Annotated in this window: 18 protein-coding genes; all 18 read right to left on the bottom strand. The window is 36.0% G+C overall.

What is annotated here, in order from left to right; genetic code table 11:
* Positions 1–29 precede the first annotated feature (29 nt).
* The 18 genes from NST56_RS09925 to NST56_RS10010 all read right to left on the bottom strand — a co-directional run bounded on the left by NST56_RS09925 (position 30) and on the right by NST56_RS10010 (position 13,829).
* On the bottom strand, positions 30–221 hold the full coding sequence (locus NST56_RS09925) for an XkdX family protein (RefSeq protein WP_339181630.1): 192 nt from the start codon (positions 219–221) through the stop codon (positions 30–32).
* Positions 218–568, bottom strand: a complete 351-nt coding sequence (locus tag NST56_RS09930; RefSeq protein ID WP_339181633.1) for a hypothetical protein — start codon at positions 566–568, stop codon at positions 218–220. Before NST56_RS09930 ends, NST56_RS09925 begins: the two co-directional genes overlap by 4 nt.
* A 10-nt stretch (positions 569–578) precedes the next feature.
* Positions 579–1,796, bottom strand: coding sequence for a hypothetical protein (locus NST56_RS09935; RefSeq protein WP_339181637.1), 1,218 nt, complete (start codon positions 1,794–1,796; stop codon positions 579–581).
* A 1-nt stretch (position 1,797) separates the two neighbouring features.
* On the bottom strand, positions 1,798–2,154 hold the full coding sequence (locus NST56_RS09940; RefSeq protein ID WP_041352947.1) for a hypothetical protein: 357 nt from the start codon (positions 2,152–2,154) through the stop codon (positions 1,798–1,800).
* 63 nt (positions 2,155–2,217) lie between these two features.
* Positions 2,218–2,445: a hypothetical protein gene (locus tag NST56_RS09945; RefSeq protein ID WP_339181641.1), complete on the bottom strand. Its 228-nt coding sequence runs from the start codon at positions 2,443–2,445 to the stop codon at positions 2,218–2,220.
* Complete coding sequence (locus NST56_RS09950; protein ID WP_339182144.1) at positions 2,445–3,056, bottom strand: hypothetical protein; 612 nt, start codon at positions 3,054–3,056, stop codon at positions 2,445–2,447. Before NST56_RS09950 ends, NST56_RS09945 begins: the two co-directional genes overlap by 1 nt.
* A gap of 17 nt (positions 3,057–3,073) precedes the next feature.
* Positions 3,074–3,880, bottom strand: a complete 807-nt coding sequence (locus tag NST56_RS09955) for a hypothetical protein (RefSeq protein WP_339181644.1) — start codon at positions 3,878–3,880, stop codon at positions 3,074–3,076.
* 42 nt (positions 3,881–3,922) lie between these two features.
* Complete coding sequence (locus tag NST56_RS09960) at positions 3,923–4,633, bottom strand: hypothetical protein (RefSeq protein ID WP_339181647.1); 711 nt, start codon at positions 4,631–4,633, stop codon at positions 3,923–3,925.
* On the bottom strand, positions 4,630–5,136 hold the full coding sequence (locus tag NST56_RS09965) for a hypothetical protein (protein WP_071580916.1): 507 nt from the start codon (positions 5,134–5,136) through the stop codon (positions 4,630–4,632). The genes NST56_RS09960 and NST56_RS09965 overlap by 4 nt, the downstream gene beginning before the upstream one ends.
* A complete protein-coding gene (locus NST56_RS09970) occupies positions 5,133–5,795 on the bottom strand; it encodes a hypothetical protein (protein ID WP_339181652.1) in 663 nt (220 codons plus the stop codon). Before NST56_RS09970 ends, NST56_RS09965 begins: the two co-directional genes overlap by 4 nt.
* Before the next feature lie 9 nt (positions 5,796–5,804).
* The gene (locus NST56_RS09975) at positions 5,805–6,191 is read right to left on the bottom strand and encodes a hypothetical protein (protein ID WP_119996894.1); all 387 of its coding nucleotides are present in this window, start codon (positions 6,189–6,191) and stop codon (positions 5,805–5,807) included.
* 11 nt (positions 6,192–6,202) lie between these two features.
* Positions 6,203–6,676, bottom strand: coding sequence for a hypothetical protein (locus tag NST56_RS09980; protein ID WP_339181659.1), 474 nt, complete (start codon positions 6,674–6,676; stop codon positions 6,203–6,205).
* A gap of 50 nt (positions 6,677–6,726) precedes the next feature.
* Positions 6,727–7,830: a hypothetical protein gene (locus NST56_RS09985; protein WP_339181662.1), complete on the bottom strand. Its 1,104-nt coding sequence runs from the start codon at positions 7,828–7,830 to the stop codon at positions 6,727–6,729.
* A gap of 25 nt (positions 7,831–7,855) precedes the next feature.
* Positions 7,856–8,320, bottom strand: a complete 465-nt coding sequence (locus tag NST56_RS09990; protein ID WP_160243852.1) for a hypothetical protein — start codon at positions 8,318–8,320, stop codon at positions 7,856–7,858.
* A gap of 39 nt (positions 8,321–8,359) precedes the next feature.
* The gene (locus tag NST56_RS09995) at positions 8,360–9,508 is read right to left on the bottom strand and encodes a hypothetical protein (RefSeq protein WP_339181667.1); all 1,149 of its coding nucleotides are present in this window, start codon (positions 9,506–9,508) and stop codon (positions 8,360–8,362) included.
* 18 nt (positions 9,509–9,526) lie between these two features.
* Positions 9,527–11,065, bottom strand: a complete 1,539-nt coding sequence (locus tag NST56_RS10000) for a hypothetical protein (RefSeq protein ID WP_339181670.1) — start codon at positions 11,063–11,065, stop codon at positions 9,527–9,529.
* Positions 11,066–11,088: 23 nt separating this feature from the next.
* On the bottom strand, positions 11,089–12,837 hold the full coding sequence (locus NST56_RS10005) for a hypothetical protein (protein WP_032721637.1): 1,749 nt from the start codon (positions 12,835–12,837) through the stop codon (positions 11,089–11,091).
* Positions 12,837–13,829 carry a hypothetical protein gene (locus NST56_RS10010; RefSeq protein WP_339181673.1) on the bottom strand — a complete coding sequence of 331 codons (993 nt, stop codon included), beginning with the start codon at positions 13,827–13,829 and terminating at the stop codon, positions 12,837–12,839. The genes NST56_RS10005 and NST56_RS10010 overlap by 1 nt, the downstream gene beginning before the upstream one ends.
* Positions 13,830–14,379: the final 550 nt, after the last annotated feature.

Genomic DNA, 14,379 nt, shown 5'->3' on the forward strand with positions numbered 1-14,379 from the left:
CTCATTTTGAGCAAACAATGATAACGTGTTTATTCTGTAGATAAGGTAACTGAAGTATAGGTTTCCCCAACAATTTCTTGATATTGCTCAGGAGTAATTAAGTTATTGTCTACTCCTTCTTTGAGTTCTTCCTTAGTTACATCATCGTAATAATAAGCTTCTTTAACCTGATCAAGAGTTGCCCAGCTTTTGTTTAGGGCTATAACCCAAAAATTGCTCATGCTGTTGTCCCATCTTTCAAGTTTTTAACTTCATTTTGTAAATTTAAGATTATGCGATTTTGTTTTAAAATTAAAATTCTGGCTTCAGCTAGTGATTGTCCAAGTAATTCCACATCAGAAGGTTCTTCAGGGGGCGGTGAGAGGCTCTCTATATATTCTTGAGAGGCTGTTTCTATCCAAACTTGTTTTGATAAATCAAATCGTGGAAGGTAATAGGAGGGAGAGTCAGGTAATGGAACAGAAGTGCAATTATCGGGAAAAATATAATCTCCCTTTTCATCGATTTCAGTTACAACTAGGGGTTCAACGAACATAAAATTTTCGTCATATTTATAGACTTGTATCACGACTTACCTCCTAATTCAACGGAACAACTACATCTATGTAGTAACCCGTTATTGCAGTACTGTTGTCAGCTGATACCCCACTTAGCTGAAGGTCACCATTAGAGTTTACAAATAATTTACTTCTGCCGAAAGTTCCACTCACTTCAACAGACTTAACAGCACCTTGTGTTGGAGAAAATTCAGTTGGAATAGAAGCAAATACTACATCTCGGTTTGTTACAACGTGCCCACTAAGCTGCAAAGTCCCAGCTACTTTACGATATTGAAGTGGCCTTGAGCCTGTCTTTGCGCCATTTTTATATGTAACGCTTAACCAAGGCACATTATCAATTTCACTGCTACTTATCAATCGTTCCCAGCTTGACCATGCTCCGTTTATCAATGATTTTCTGTAAGTCTTATTATCATTAGTCAGAACAATGGCTTGACCATAAAGTTTATCAGCACTACATGTCCAAAATCCTCGCCCATTACTTGGAGGTGCCTCTAGGGCAGCCTTATCATATCCGAAATATGTTAAAGTAGGGGAATTCAAAAGTTCAGAATGAAAGTCGCTCGTTATAGAAACTAGTGGTTGCCCATCGTCACCTGATATTTTTGTTAATTGAGCCGAATTCCATTTGTTTCTTTCGGTATTGGTGATATGGCGCTCATTATCTTTTGTGTGTGCATCAAATTCTAATTTTGTCGCTTGTTTATCATTCGTAAGGTTTCCTAACCCGACCTGAATTGCAGTTACTTTATGAGGATTGTTTGTGTTCTGAGAATGTGCGTCAGTATACTTTTTGGAATTACTTTCAGCTGCATTCCAAGTGGTTCTTTCGGCTGCTGTTATATGAATAATTGTATCTTGAGCATGTTGATCAAATTCAGTTTTAGTTGCTTGTTTTTCATTCAGGACATTTGCTAAACCAACTTGGCTTTTAGTTACAGAATGGGGGTTGAGAGTATCGTTTAGGTGCTCGTCAAATTCCTCTTTAGTTGCTTGGACATTATTTAAAACATTGCCCAAACCAACCTGCTCTTTGGTAACTAAATGAGGATTAGACTTATCAACAGTATGTTTCTTAAGCTCATTCTGTTGATACTCCATAAATAAATTTGTTTTTTCTGTTAAAGTTTGTTCGTGCTCAAGCATATGTTTTTCAGCTCTGTCATTAGATTCCCTTAATGAGTTGATCTGAATATTGTTTTGTTTGAGTTGTCCAACGTATCTACTACTACTCATCTTAACTCACCGCAATCCCTTTAACAGTCACATCACCTGTAACAGAAACAACTTCGAACATAACTTTAAACAATCCAACAATGTCAAAGTCCCAATACTCATTAGTATTTAAAGTACTGCTTCCAAGTTGGAAATCTGTTTTATTGGTGCCACTAAGTGCAGTTTTTTCGCCATTTTCATCAACTGCATAAAACTTTATTTCTCGTGAAGTTGAGGAACCAGAGATCTTAACAGTAAGTTCCCGAAAATGACCCACTACAAATTCTTCACCTTCAGATGGGGAAGTTGCGGCTTCGTGAAATGTAAATGAAGTTTTGTCTGGAATCGTGATTACGACATTTTCAGTCGTTTCTGTCAACAACTCCACCTCCTTAATTTGAATAAAAACTGTCTTTTATCTAGAAAAACAAGAGGGGAGGACTTATTCAAAAAGCCCATCCTCTTGTAGCTTATTCCATATACCATCCCAAGCTGGGGTAGAAGAAGGGGATGACTGAAGCGAACTTAAAGGTTCGTACTCATTGAAGTCGCCTTCAAAGCGTTGCTTGAAATCATCAACACTGATATAAGAACCATCTGATAGTAATAGGAATTTTTGTTCTAGTCCATCAAATTGTTTGAACAGGCCACATACTTCATCAAATGTCATTATTCCATCCCCCAAACAACGATTTTTAACCCAGTTAGATCAACTGTCGCGGCTGCTTTAACTGTCAGATGTATTTTGGGAGCAGTGAAAGTTAATTGTTTTTGCAATGGGTAATTCTGAACAAAGGCAATGCTGTTGAATAGAACAGAATTATCGTTACCTGATGTAGTTGCAGAATAAAATGGGATGTTTTTCGGTACGGAATAAATACTTGCTAAAACTTTGCTGTTTGAGCTGTCTGTTTGAGTTGTATACATAGCAACACCATAAGTTCTGAAAACACCAAGTGAATCAATTAGATCAACTGTATAAGACTTAGTTGCACCTGTAGCTACAGTGTCAGCATCAGTAACGACAAATTCAGAATAAGATTTTTGAACTTGAGTTTTAATTGCTGCAGTGTTTTTAACCAAAACAGGAACAGAGGCTGTATTAGTTACATTTACATCAAGTGCTGTGTTTGCCACATTAACATTAAGAGGCCGGTCATTATTAAAACCAACCTCCAAAGGGACAGTGGAACGTTCAATTGATACAGCTGTTATGGGATTACCTGTCCCATCATCTTTTGCAGAGGTGTATTTATCACCGTCCTGGTTTAAAAAAGCAATAATAAACGCCTCCTTAATTATTCAGTTGTTCCGCCAAGATCTGAGCTTTGAGTTGAACTAGTTCCACCAGTTCCTTCATCAGTAGTGACAACACCCTTTGTTCCATCAGCTTTACGTTTTACACGAGCAAAGTTACCGATTTTGCCGTTATTATCAGCGAGGGCTCGATAGCCAATTTCCGGAGTATATGCATTTCCTGCTTCAAACGACATGTCTGCTTCACCAGAGAAGTTTACTTTAGGGAGCTGAATATACAGATCACTGTAGATTTTTGAAGTCTTAGGATCGTATTCAATTGTGTGAATTTCAAAGTAGTAATTCTCAGAGAATTTTTCACCGTTAATTTCAACAGTCTCGGCTTCAACTTCAATTTGATAATGAACTGTTAAAGCTTCGCCCTTGGTTGCAAAAGTATCAGGTACAGTAACTGTTTTAGATGCAGCGTCAACTTCAATTTGATCTCCATCTTCGTTAGTTAATGAAACTTTAGACAATGGGAGATAAGAAAGGGTAACTGTACCAGTATCACTAACAGTTAAGCTTTCATCTTCCCACACAGAAATTGTTTCGTTTTCAATTTTTACGCCTTGCTGCATTGCCATGAAATCAAGATCGAAGAAAGCATTTCGCACATTACCCGAAACTTCTTTGCTTGAATTAATAACATACAGGTCTCGGTTACCCCATCCGCCTTTTAAAAAGTCTTGTTGAACTTGTTGGGAAAACTGGGTCATTTGTGTAACACCGGAAGCAATAATCTTATTATCGCTCAGACGTTTAGCTGTAATTTTTCCAACTTCATGGATTACTGTTTGTTTTGCCAAATTGTTTCCTCCTAAATAAAAATAAAAAGAGACTAAAGTTAATTAGCCTCCGAATAATTGCTCGATATTTTTAGCATCTTTAGTGCTCAGGTGATAAGACTCTTCCTTGTAAAGATTAATGTGACTGCTCCAATCACTCACTTTTACATCAGGAGAGACAGTAGCAAAAAGTGTGGTTGTGTTATAATTCATTACTTCAGCCATCCTGTAGAACGACAAATATAGTTGATACATCGTCATTTCAGATATTTCTTCATATGTGTATCCGTTAAATGCAGCAACACAGCTTACTATATCCTTTAAATCACTTTGAGAATCTTGTTGCTTGAGTGATTTACTTATATCGTGGAACTCCTGAAGTTCATCATTGTCAACGACCTTGTCTTCAGTGATACAATGCATGTCTAGTATTAGTTTTCTGAGACGGGGAAAATTATGTTTTCCGATCAACGATAGGGAATCCTTGTTTATCAATATTTTTGAGAAAACTTTGAAATAAGCATCGTGAAAATCAGGGAGTACCGAATGCACAATTTCATAAAGATCTCTCTTTTTCATTTCAATAATAAATGGGTCAAGCGAGCCATCCTCATTAAACCTCGAATATTCTTTAATGAGACTTTTCTTATTCATCCTCAACATGCTTAGTTCTTTGGTGTAGAGAGGATAATCTTTTAAGCGGATGAAATCAATCTCACCTATTTCAGTCTGGATCGGTTTTCCCAAGAAAAAGAAATCCTTTAACTCATTCATTTGCTTGCTCCAAAAGTAAAGATCATCTTGTAACCCAGGTATCCGTCAGGAGGATTACTAATAAGCAAACGTCTATAATCTACTGTGACACCAAAACCAGCAATATTTTTATTGAAAAACAATTTTGAAACCCTGTCGATGATTTTCAAACTTCGATACTCAGATATCTCAAATGTATTAATGTGTGTGTATACATCGATCATCAAATCTTGATTTAATAACATAAAGCTTTGATTTGTCGGCTTAGGCAATGCATTCCCTAAATAAACACACATCCTGCATAATGGTGAATCCGAAAGATCATCTGTTTTAGGTGCTCGCTTGAATATGGTATTGATTATAGCGGGAGAGTCATTTGTGGAGTCATAATAATTTTCGAGTGATTGAACATCTGGATGAGAAGGGGAGAGAGGATCAGTTTTGTAATACAAGAGCCGATTCAGTTCAACATCATCCATAACTAATCTGAAGACTTTTGTCATCTGTTCAACAGTCATGCTCATGTCTTTTCACCAACTTTCTTTTTGGCAACCAATTTTATTGTTCCGTGGTCTCCATAAACTTTTGAAAAGTCTATATCATCGACTTGATAATCTTCGCCAAAGAAGGTGAGGGTAAGTCCGATTTTCAATTTTTCATGTACAAGATAAGGAATTGTAATGTTTGCTTGACCATCTGGAAAATTCACAGCCAATTCAGTGCCATTTATTGAAGTTGTCCTTTCGAATATGCAGGGTACTTCAGTTTTTTCACCAGGTACTTTTTCATAAATTGGCTTACCGGTGATTTCGTTAATTTTGCCAGTATCGACTAACTTGTCTTCTGAGGTTAGAAAAAATGAGGTGTTACAAAGTCTCATAGTAGCACTATCGTTCATTTTATTGTCTGTAGGTCTTGAATTAACAATCCAAAAACTATCATCATATTTAATCAAGTCGCCTCGATTAAGCAATCCTAAAACGGTAAGAACTTTCTTAGTTTCACTGTCTTGGGTTGTTTGGATAATTACCTGTTGAGACTTATGATTGAGCTCAATATCATATGTTTCGGGTGAATTCGCAAGAATTTCTTTAAATATTTCATATTTGTTTGTATTAAATTCATCGTTTTCCCAGCCACTTAAATAATTCGAGGAGGAAGAAAGGTACCAATCTATTGACATCTAAGCACCTCACTCGAAATTATTGGTTTTAAGCTTACTTATTTTTTGATCAATATCATCACACAAGCTCTCATATGCTCTATTTACTTGTGCTTTTGTATTTGCTAAGCCTGTTAATTGAATATCTCGTCCAATTACGTTATTTAACTTGAGAGCTCTATCTCTGTATCTGCCTAAATATCCTCTGTACATAAGCATTCCGAGTAATTGGGTTTGAGCTCTTGAAAGTGAGACATCAAACGTATTAGTTTCTTCATGAAAACCAAGATCTGTGAGATCTGTTTCGTAATCGCTAATAGCATTAATCAGAAACTGTTTTTCAAGACCCTCCGGCAATACTTCATTCGATTGAAACAAAGAATGAAAAACATTGATGATTTTTTCATAAGGGGTCATCAAATCACTCCTTATGATTCTGTATCAAACTTAAAACCAGTAAACTCTTCGATAAACTTGATCTTTTTATAATCATTTACTTTTTCTTTCTTTGCAATTTCAAATAACTGAGCTTTTTCGGATTCTAGTTTGATATCTTTAATTACATTTTCTTCAAATGTTTTCTGGGTTTTATAAGCTAAAATTTGCTTAATTCTTTCAGGTGTGATCACTTCTTGCTCACTGTCATTTTCAGCAGCCTCAAACCCAAGGTGAACCCTAGTTTCTTTATCATCAATGAAAATTTTCGCATGAGACCCTTGCCCATCTGTGCCTACAAACATTTTCACATTATCAAAAACTTGAGACTGAACTTCACCAACTGTAATTTGACGAATACCATTAGCAGGTAAACGGAAATCTCCATGGCTTTCTAATTTTTTGAAATATAAGTCCCACGAACATAAATTTTTAATAGCAATTTTCTTATCTAAATTAATTGACATAATTCCCTCCATAATTTTACTTAGGAGGGACAACGCCCTCCATAAAGATTTTATTCAGGTGTGATTTCGAAATTTTCATCACGGATTAAGCCGATTTGATATTCTTGCCCTTTAGCTACACCAGCACCGATTTCCATGTCAAATCGTGTAATTTCTGTACCAGACACGATATCGTTACCTGTCATAGAAGTTAATCCACCACGTTGGAATACTTGAAGAGGTGACTTTGCACCTTGAGGAATGAAGAATAGAAGACCTTCAGGAAGGTAAGTTTTGAAGTTATCACCAGTCTTGTTAAGCTCAGTGAGGTTGTATGCATTAGGTAATTCAACAACAGAAGAACCTTTGTAAGTACTCAGTAAACCTGTTTTGCGAATTTCATCCATTACTGATTCAGGCAATTTTGTACTAGTCGCATCACCGGCGACTGCTTGGAATCCAGCAAAATCATTTAACTGAGAAACAACAGAATAATCACCAACGATAGATGGTTGACCGAATCTACGAACCTTCTTAATAGTGTCATCAACTGCGGATTTTTGAATACCAGCATTTTCGGAGAAATATTTAACGCCGGTAGCTGCTTTAATGGCGTTGTACATTTCTTTTACGACATAATACATAGCTTTATTCATCATATCGGTTTGAACTTGTTCCATACCTTCAGCAACTTTATCAAGGTTTCCACTTTGAATTTCACGGTAATTAACTGCATAGCCTGCTGAAATCGTCTGTGTTCCAATAGGGTATTCGTTCCAAGTTGTAGTAGCAAATGGAACATCTCCACGAGAAGCTTGGAAACCACTTCTAATTGATTCGTGTGCATATGTAGTCATCATTGGTTGTTGATCATAACCGATTTGTCTAAAGGTTCCCATGAAATCGAATAGCTTAACAGCTGAAATAAGTTTTGGCTCAATTGCCAATCTAACAATTGTATTTATTTCAGCTTTTGCTAAGGGGTTACCTAGTACAGCTTGAGCTGCTAAATCTTTGACATGTTTCATAACTGTATCGGCTTTATTGCCGAATTTAGAAATATCTTTTCCTGTTGCAATTGCAGAGAAGATCTCAATAATAGGTGACTTTGAATTTAACTTGGGATTAGCAAACACATCTGAGTCCCGTTTTACGTTATTAAGTTCAATTTTCATTAGTTTTACCTCCAAAAGTTAGGGATTAGGCTTGTACTTTTAAGTACAGCCCTTTACCACCGAATGTAGTTTTTTCAAGAACTTTAAGCTTAACTTTGTAATCAGCAACATCTTCTCCAGCTTTAGTCCATTGACCAGTTCCATCACCTGCTGGGACAATAACATCTCCCGCAATGAGGGCATCAAAACCTTGAACTGTATCTTGACTCAACTCAACTGGTAGGTCAGCCAAATCAGTTACACGGAAAGCACGAACGTATTCATCTTTCAATACTTTAAAATCAGCTTTGTTTCTAACCTCAGGTTTATCAATGATATTGCCAACAACATAAATGTCGCCCTTTGCTGCTGTAGCATCGGCAGGGGTAGGCGCCAGGCCAGTAGAGTCATCTGGTAACACAACCAAGCCAGGCACTAAATCTTTCGTTGCTTTACAACGCGGGTTATTTCGCACCTGTTTGAAGGCACCAATAGTTCCAAACTTGAACATATAAATTCCTCATTTCTATAAAAGTGTTATTATTTTATCTTAATAGAGATCATCAATAGATACTGAGCTTTCTTGTGCAGCATCATTAATTTCTGAATAAATATTTTTATCAATAGTGCTATTTGTTTCAGTTGATTGATTCTTTTGACGTTGTGCAATAAATGATTGAGCAATTGAAGAGTTAATTTCCGAGAGAATTTGTGTCTTTAGCTCAAGAGAAGGAGATTTGGAGAAGAGTTCGATTTTTTCTTTCGCGACCGATTTTTCTTTCTCTGTATATTTATTGAGATCTTGATTTAGTTCACTTTTTAGCTTTTCGTTTTCTGCGTTTTGTTTGAATTCTTTCAGTGAATTCAATTCGGTATCAGCTTTTTCTTTTTCTTCTTTTGCTTTTTTGATTTCTTTTTCTTTCTCCTCAACTTTTGCTTTCTCATCTTTAGCTGCTTTTACTGCAGCATTTAACTCCTCATCTTTTTTCTTAAGCGCCTCATTAAGTTCAGCCACTTTTGTTTCAAGTGCTTTATTCTCAATGTTTAGCTTATTATTCAATTCAACTAATGCTTCATCTTGTGTTTTTGCCATCGACTGTTCCTCCTTGTGGTTATTATTTAGTTCCAGTAAGACAGCAGCATCATCAGCTGGATCAATTCCGAGAATTGCGTCGCCGGTGAAATCAAATCTCATAGGTATACGACCTTTTTCTTTATACCCACCGTCATACTCAATTGAAGAGCTGCCTTCAACTGCAGAAATTTCTACTGAGGTCTCAGGGAATTCGCCATCAAACATTTTCGATTTAAGCCATTGTACAAACTTAGGGTACCTTTGGTTGTAAATAAAACCTTCACCAATTAACACTCTTTTTTGTTGACCATTTACTTCTATAGTGTCGATATATCCATTGGTTGTAACACCAACTACAGTGCTGTTTTCAAACAGGGGAGTCCCATCTTTAATTTCTGTCATACCATGGCCAAATGGTTCACTGTTTTCACAATCAATAAATTCTACACACAGCGGCATATCCTTAATGGAATTTAAGTTTGCATTAACGTGTTTTTCGATCCAGGTAATACCGTTTTTATTGTATTGGGCATTGTTTTCATGTATTTCAAGAACAACCCACTTTACAAAGGTTCGTCCACTTACTTTTCGTTGATTATTAATCTCTAAGATTGCACTTCTCAAATATTAATTCACCTCCCTTCATGAGCCAGAGGGCGTACCGTTACTGTTATTTGTTTTGGACTTAATGGTGTTCTCGTTTTGAGAACTATCGTCTTCAGGACGACCAGCAGACTTATCATTCTTACTCATAGTGTAGGAAGTTGCATGAACAGGGAACTTCTCATCGAATCCTTCTTCTTTTTCATATTCCATTAATGACAAGTAGGCATCAGGATTCCAGCCAGTAGCTGCTATCCACGCAGTTAAACTTCCTCGACCACTCGTGTACAAGTCCTTCATATTTTGGACTTTTTCTTTACGGTTAACGTGGGTAAGGGGGAGATAGTAAACTTCAACATAAGACTTGGGATTTTTAATGATATTTGCATTAATGACTTTGTTAAACTCACTAGAGATCTGTTCTAACCAGGAGAAAATTTGTGAGGACACCATTTCGATGTTTGTAGATTGAGAGGAATAATTTCCGTCTTGACCATTTAACGCTGAACCTGCAAAACCTAAGTTAGTTGATATTCGTTTTATTAATTCATCTTCACCTTTGACTTTAAGGAAATCAACGTTAGTCTCAAGCTTGTCTAGCTTAGTACCTGAGGCCAAAGAGAAGAATTTTATCCCTTTGACAGCGCCTTTAGAAACTAAGGCATTTTTGATACTGTTGTGCTGTTGTTCTTGTTGCTTTTGTGTTAAAGAAGATACACCTTTCTTTTCACCTTCAGGTAATGTTTGATAAATTAATGTACTGTTCAAATCATCAAGAATGTTTCTTTTTGTATCAACAAAATAATCGTCATAAACCATATCAACAAATGCAGCTAGTCCAATCGGTCGTCCCCATTGATCTTCCAAATCAGCGCTGCCTTTAACGGTGATCGTCTTATTGTTGTCTAATACGAGCCAACGTTTATTGAGATCTTTTTTATACTCAACATAACCTTGTCTAAATTCCTTTGGCCACCTTTTAAGTTTTAAAGATCTCCCTTTGCTTGTAAATTGATCAAAGTAGGATACATCAAAAGCCACCAAATATGAAGAATTTTTTCTCCCGACAATTTTGCAGTAATCGATAGGGAGAGGGAGGATAGAACAATTGAACTCTTTTGTATCGTTGATTTCAGATATTGAATCAACTTCATAATCACTAAGTGTTTTAGGAAAGTTGTCAGCTGCAACTGATTCGAAATAATGGAAAGATGTGCCGTAAAGACTTAATTTTCTAAGTGAATCTCGAACAATATTTTTGTCATTTATTTTTCTTAATGCGATTCCATATGTTCGTTTGTCCAATTTTAATTGACTATGATCAATTGAGTTCCCGTAGACAACTCTGTCTAGGGTAGGGAGAGAAACCATGTAGTCAATTACATTCCTGTAAATACCATTTGAATTATAAAGAAATTTTGAGGCATTTCGGATTTGTTTGTTATAAAGATTGTGATTATTAAGCCAAGTTTTCACTCGATCATATGAAACGGAAGTATTTGAGGTATTAAAGAATAGCGAATCCAGGTTTGATAAATCAGTATTATATTCATAAGACAGCTCTTTTTGAGTATCCATTTTTCACCTCCTGATTAAAAAATTCAATTAAAAAAGAACCCAAATGAATACTCTTCATCGGATTCCTCTTTCTCTAAAAATTGAGCAATGTAATATAAGGCGTAAGCAATCGCACTGTATCTGTCTTTATCGATACGTTTTACAACCTGTTCTACAGTAAAAGAATTTTGGTTTTTCTTGATCCGTAGGTTGGCCACTTCGTCAATAAACAACTGAGTTTGGATACATGCTGCTTCAACCATAACATCGTCTGCAATGTCTTTTTGGTTTTTGATATCTTCGAAAGCTTTGAGTAACTTTAACTTCCCCGATTCAACATAGTCTAAAAACTGGGTGATAATATCCTGGTTTATACCTTGTGATTTTAGGTTGTAAACGACTTCAGGTGAATTAGGCACGTCTGGTTTTTGATCAGTGTTAATTGTAGCCCAACATCCAAGCTCTTCATTTGTTTCAGGATCAGTAACATCTTCTAATAATCGGTCGATTAATCCACCGCCGACTCCATTACCATCAACAACAACAGCTTTGACTCTAGAGAGTGAGAGGTCTTGGTTTCCACCATAATTTTTAAAGACTCTTTTCACCATGATGGATTGTTCCTTAAAGCTTAATCCATTAGGTGGTTCAATGATATTAACTACTTGAACTTGTCTAATAAGGTTGTTACTATTCCTAATAATTTTTAAAACAATAATAGCCGTTTTGTTGTTTGACTCAGCTGCAGAACGTGCAACGTCTACACCAATAACATACTCATTAAGCAAAAAGTTTTTGTTTTTATCCCGAGGACAAGATAGCTCTGGTTGTGTAATAGTTCTGGCTTTAATTAATTTACTGATGTTGATTAAAGCTCCGTCACTTGCACCAATCCAATCACAAAGGTAGTTTTGTCGAAAGCGGGTAACGTTTCCTTGTCTGGCTTTATTAATCGTGGACATTTTTTGACGACCAAAGTGGATAGGAATTCTCCAATCTGATCCAAACACAAAGGAGCCTTTCAAGTCACCAGTTTCTTTAACCATAGTAAGAATCTTTTCGTATTCATCAGAGTTTTTGTATCCTGATGTTGAAAAACGGTTTATTTGGCCATTTAATTCTGCAGGATCAATTTCACCAGTCATTGTAGTTCGTGGAATATTGAATATTGGTTCAATGGCATCATCATAGAGATCCTTATCGATTAAGGCAGATTCTTCAAGAGAGCCACGTCTTCTTCGTAATCCCTTTGAAGATTGAGCGTTGGCTAGGTTATCGATAATTGCGCCATTTTGAAATTCAACTCTTCCAGTATCTTTGGAAAAACTTTCGCTTTTGATTTCATCTGCAATAGAAGGATAGAACCTTAAAATTTCATCATGTTTTTCTTTCCAAATTTTAACCGCAGATTCTTTGGTTGAAGCGGTTATTGCTAATGTGACATTTGGGAAGCAGATTGCTGTATGGTACGCAACCATGATTTGAGTGAGGGTTTTTGATCCGCCGCGAGGAATACAGAAGTAATTTTGAGGGAAGCGACTTAGGGTTCTCATCATAACTCTTTGGTATAAATCAAGTTCAATTCCACCAACTTCGGGTTTTAACATGTCATAAAAAATATCAGGATAAAAACGAATGAAGGAGGTGAATTCTGCCCATTTTGAAATGTTTTTCTGTATTAAGTTAGAGCTATCATTGGGATTTACTGGAGTTTCAAATGAGGATTCATAAATATCTGTTCGATTTTTTGTATGTTTATTGTTCTTAGAGGTGAAGTTTTTGTAGCTTGCCATTATTCTTCATCCCCAGTGTCGTAAAGTGGCTCTTTATACACATCTTCTAAGTCACGGAAAACGTTGTTTCGTGCTTTTTTCAAGTTTTCAATTTCCTCTGTAGTTAGCCCCTTTGATTTGAAATCTTCTTCGAGCATCTCATCGTAAAAATGATATATGTCTTTATAAGCTACTTTTTCTTTATCCTCTAGTCTTCTGTAATAATTGATTATGGCCCAAATGATTAAATCAGCATCATCGTAAGGTTGAGCGGTTAGGCGGGGAAGGAGAGGGATGATACCTAATTCAGTTTCAACTGCTTCGAAAAGTTGTGACAGCACATCCACACCGCCACTAATATCGCTTTTGCTCAACTGAGAAACGTTGATCTTTGCGTCAGTAGCTGCTTTTGAAGCCATTTGACCCCACTCTTTAGCTTCCTTTACTTCACCCTTAGCTGTAGCTAATTCCTCTTTGACACGGAAGCGAATATAGGAGAGTAATCCCTCAGTATGGAGAGCGGTTTTTTCTCCATAATTTCGAATGAGTTTGTTGTACTTCCTTTCAAACTGGTGGTATTCATCGGGTGTATAACCAATTCCCCATTTATCAATTATTTCATCTGAGACTTGTTCTACTGAATCACGCTGAGCTTCGGCAGCAATAGCTTTTTCTTGTTGTTGTTCTAAAATACTGTCCTTCCAACCAGTTCTATTAAACTGCTTTAGGGAATTTGCCATTGTCATATATGCGCTAAATGTGTCAGTTTTTCTTTGAACAGCTTGCTCCCAGTATAAAGGATCAAATTTGACATCGATTTGCTGTAAGACAGTATATACAGAGTCCATGTCGTTGTAATCTATATTTTTCTTGAGACAAGATTTGCAAATGGGTACTTTTCCTATTTTTTCGTAAAGCTTGCTGCGAGAATTATAAAAGCCAGAATCTTTGTCTGTTTCTTTTTGACATGCAGCGCATAACATTTTTTCTTTGTCTTTTGATTTCCGACCCATTATTTCACCTCCAAATTTAGAAATAAACACTTTTTATGAAACACCTACAACGATATAAAAGTTAAAAAGTTTCTAGACGCTTTTAAAAAGTGTTTATGATTATTGAATTTTTTGAAATTCAATAATATTGACCTACTTAATGGCAGTGTTTTATAAACAGACTATATGCTAATATGAAGTAAACGAGGGAGAAAAAGGTATATGATTACAAATTTATACTTCCATTTCCCAAATGATATTAGTTATAAAGAGTACCTTCTAAAATTAAGGTGGTCAAAAAACATTGTTTGCCCATATTGTAGTTCTATACGGAATACACAATTAAAAAACAAGTTCAGATTCCACTGTAATACATGTAATGCAAATTTTAGTTTGACAGTGAATACTATTATGCATAAATCTAAGATTGATTTAAGAAAATGGCTAATTGCTTTACATCTATATTTAAACGATAACAAGTTAACGTATAGAAAACTAGGGTCCATAATAAAAGTAAATAAAAACACAGCTCACAGAATGTTGGAGAAAATAGGGTTTCTTTTTTCAAGGT

It is taken from the genome of Bacillus sp. FSL R5-0560, from assembly GCF_037966305.1.
In the GTDB taxonomy this organism is placed as follows: Bacteria; Bacillota; Bacilli; order Bacillales; family Bacillaceae; genus Bacillus; species Bacillus mojavensis.

Bases quoted from the DNA above. Each gene is read 5' to 3' on its own strand.
- NST56_RS09925 (WP_339181630.1), bottom strand. From the start codon at position 221: ATGAGCAATTTTTGGGTTATAGCCCTAAACAAAAGCTGGGCAACTCTT.
- NST56_RS09935 (WP_339181637.1), bottom strand. From the start codon at position 1,796: ATGAGTAGTAGTAGATACGTTGGACAACTCAAACAAAACAATATTCAG.
- NST56_RS09945 (WP_339181641.1), bottom strand. From the start codon at position 2,445: ATGACATTTGATGAAGTATGTGGCCTGTTCAAACAATTTGATGGACTA.
- NST56_RS09960 (WP_339181647.1), bottom strand. From the start codon at position 4,633: ATGAATGAGTTAAAGGATTTCTTTTTCTTGGGAAAACCGATCCAGACT.
- NST56_RS09965 (WP_071580916.1), bottom strand. From the start codon at position 5,136: ATGAGCATGACTGTTGAACAGATGACAAAAGTCTTCAGATTAGTTATG.
- NST56_RS09970 (WP_339181652.1), bottom strand. From the start codon at position 5,795: ATGTCAATAGATTGGTACCTTTCTTCCTCCTCGAATTATTTAAGTGGC.
- NST56_RS09975 (WP_119996894.1), bottom strand. From the start codon at position 6,191: ATGACCCCTTATGAAAAAATCATCAATGTTTTTCATTCTTTGTTTCAA.
- NST56_RS09980 (WP_339181659.1), bottom strand. From the start codon at position 6,676: ATGTCAATTAATTTAGATAAGAAAATTGCTATTAAAAATTTATGTTCG.
- NST56_RS09985 (WP_339181662.1), bottom strand. From the start codon at position 7,830: ATGAAAATTGAACTTAATAACGTAAAACGGGACTCAGATGTGTTTGCT.
- NST56_RS09990 (WP_160243852.1), bottom strand. From the start codon at position 8,320: ATGTTCAAGTTTGGAACTATTGGTGCCTTCAAACAGGTGCGAAATAAC.
- NST56_RS10000 (WP_339181670.1), bottom strand. From the start codon at position 11,065: ATGGATACTCAAAAAGAGCTGTCTTATGAATATAATACTGATTTATCA.
- NST56_RS10005 (WP_032721637.1), bottom strand. From the start codon at position 12,837: ATGGCAAGCTACAAAAACTTCACCTCTAAGAACAATAAACATACAAAA.
- NST56_RS10010 (WP_339181673.1), bottom strand. From the start codon at position 13,829: ATGGGTCGGAAATCAAAAGACAAAGAAAAAATGTTATGCGCTGCATGT.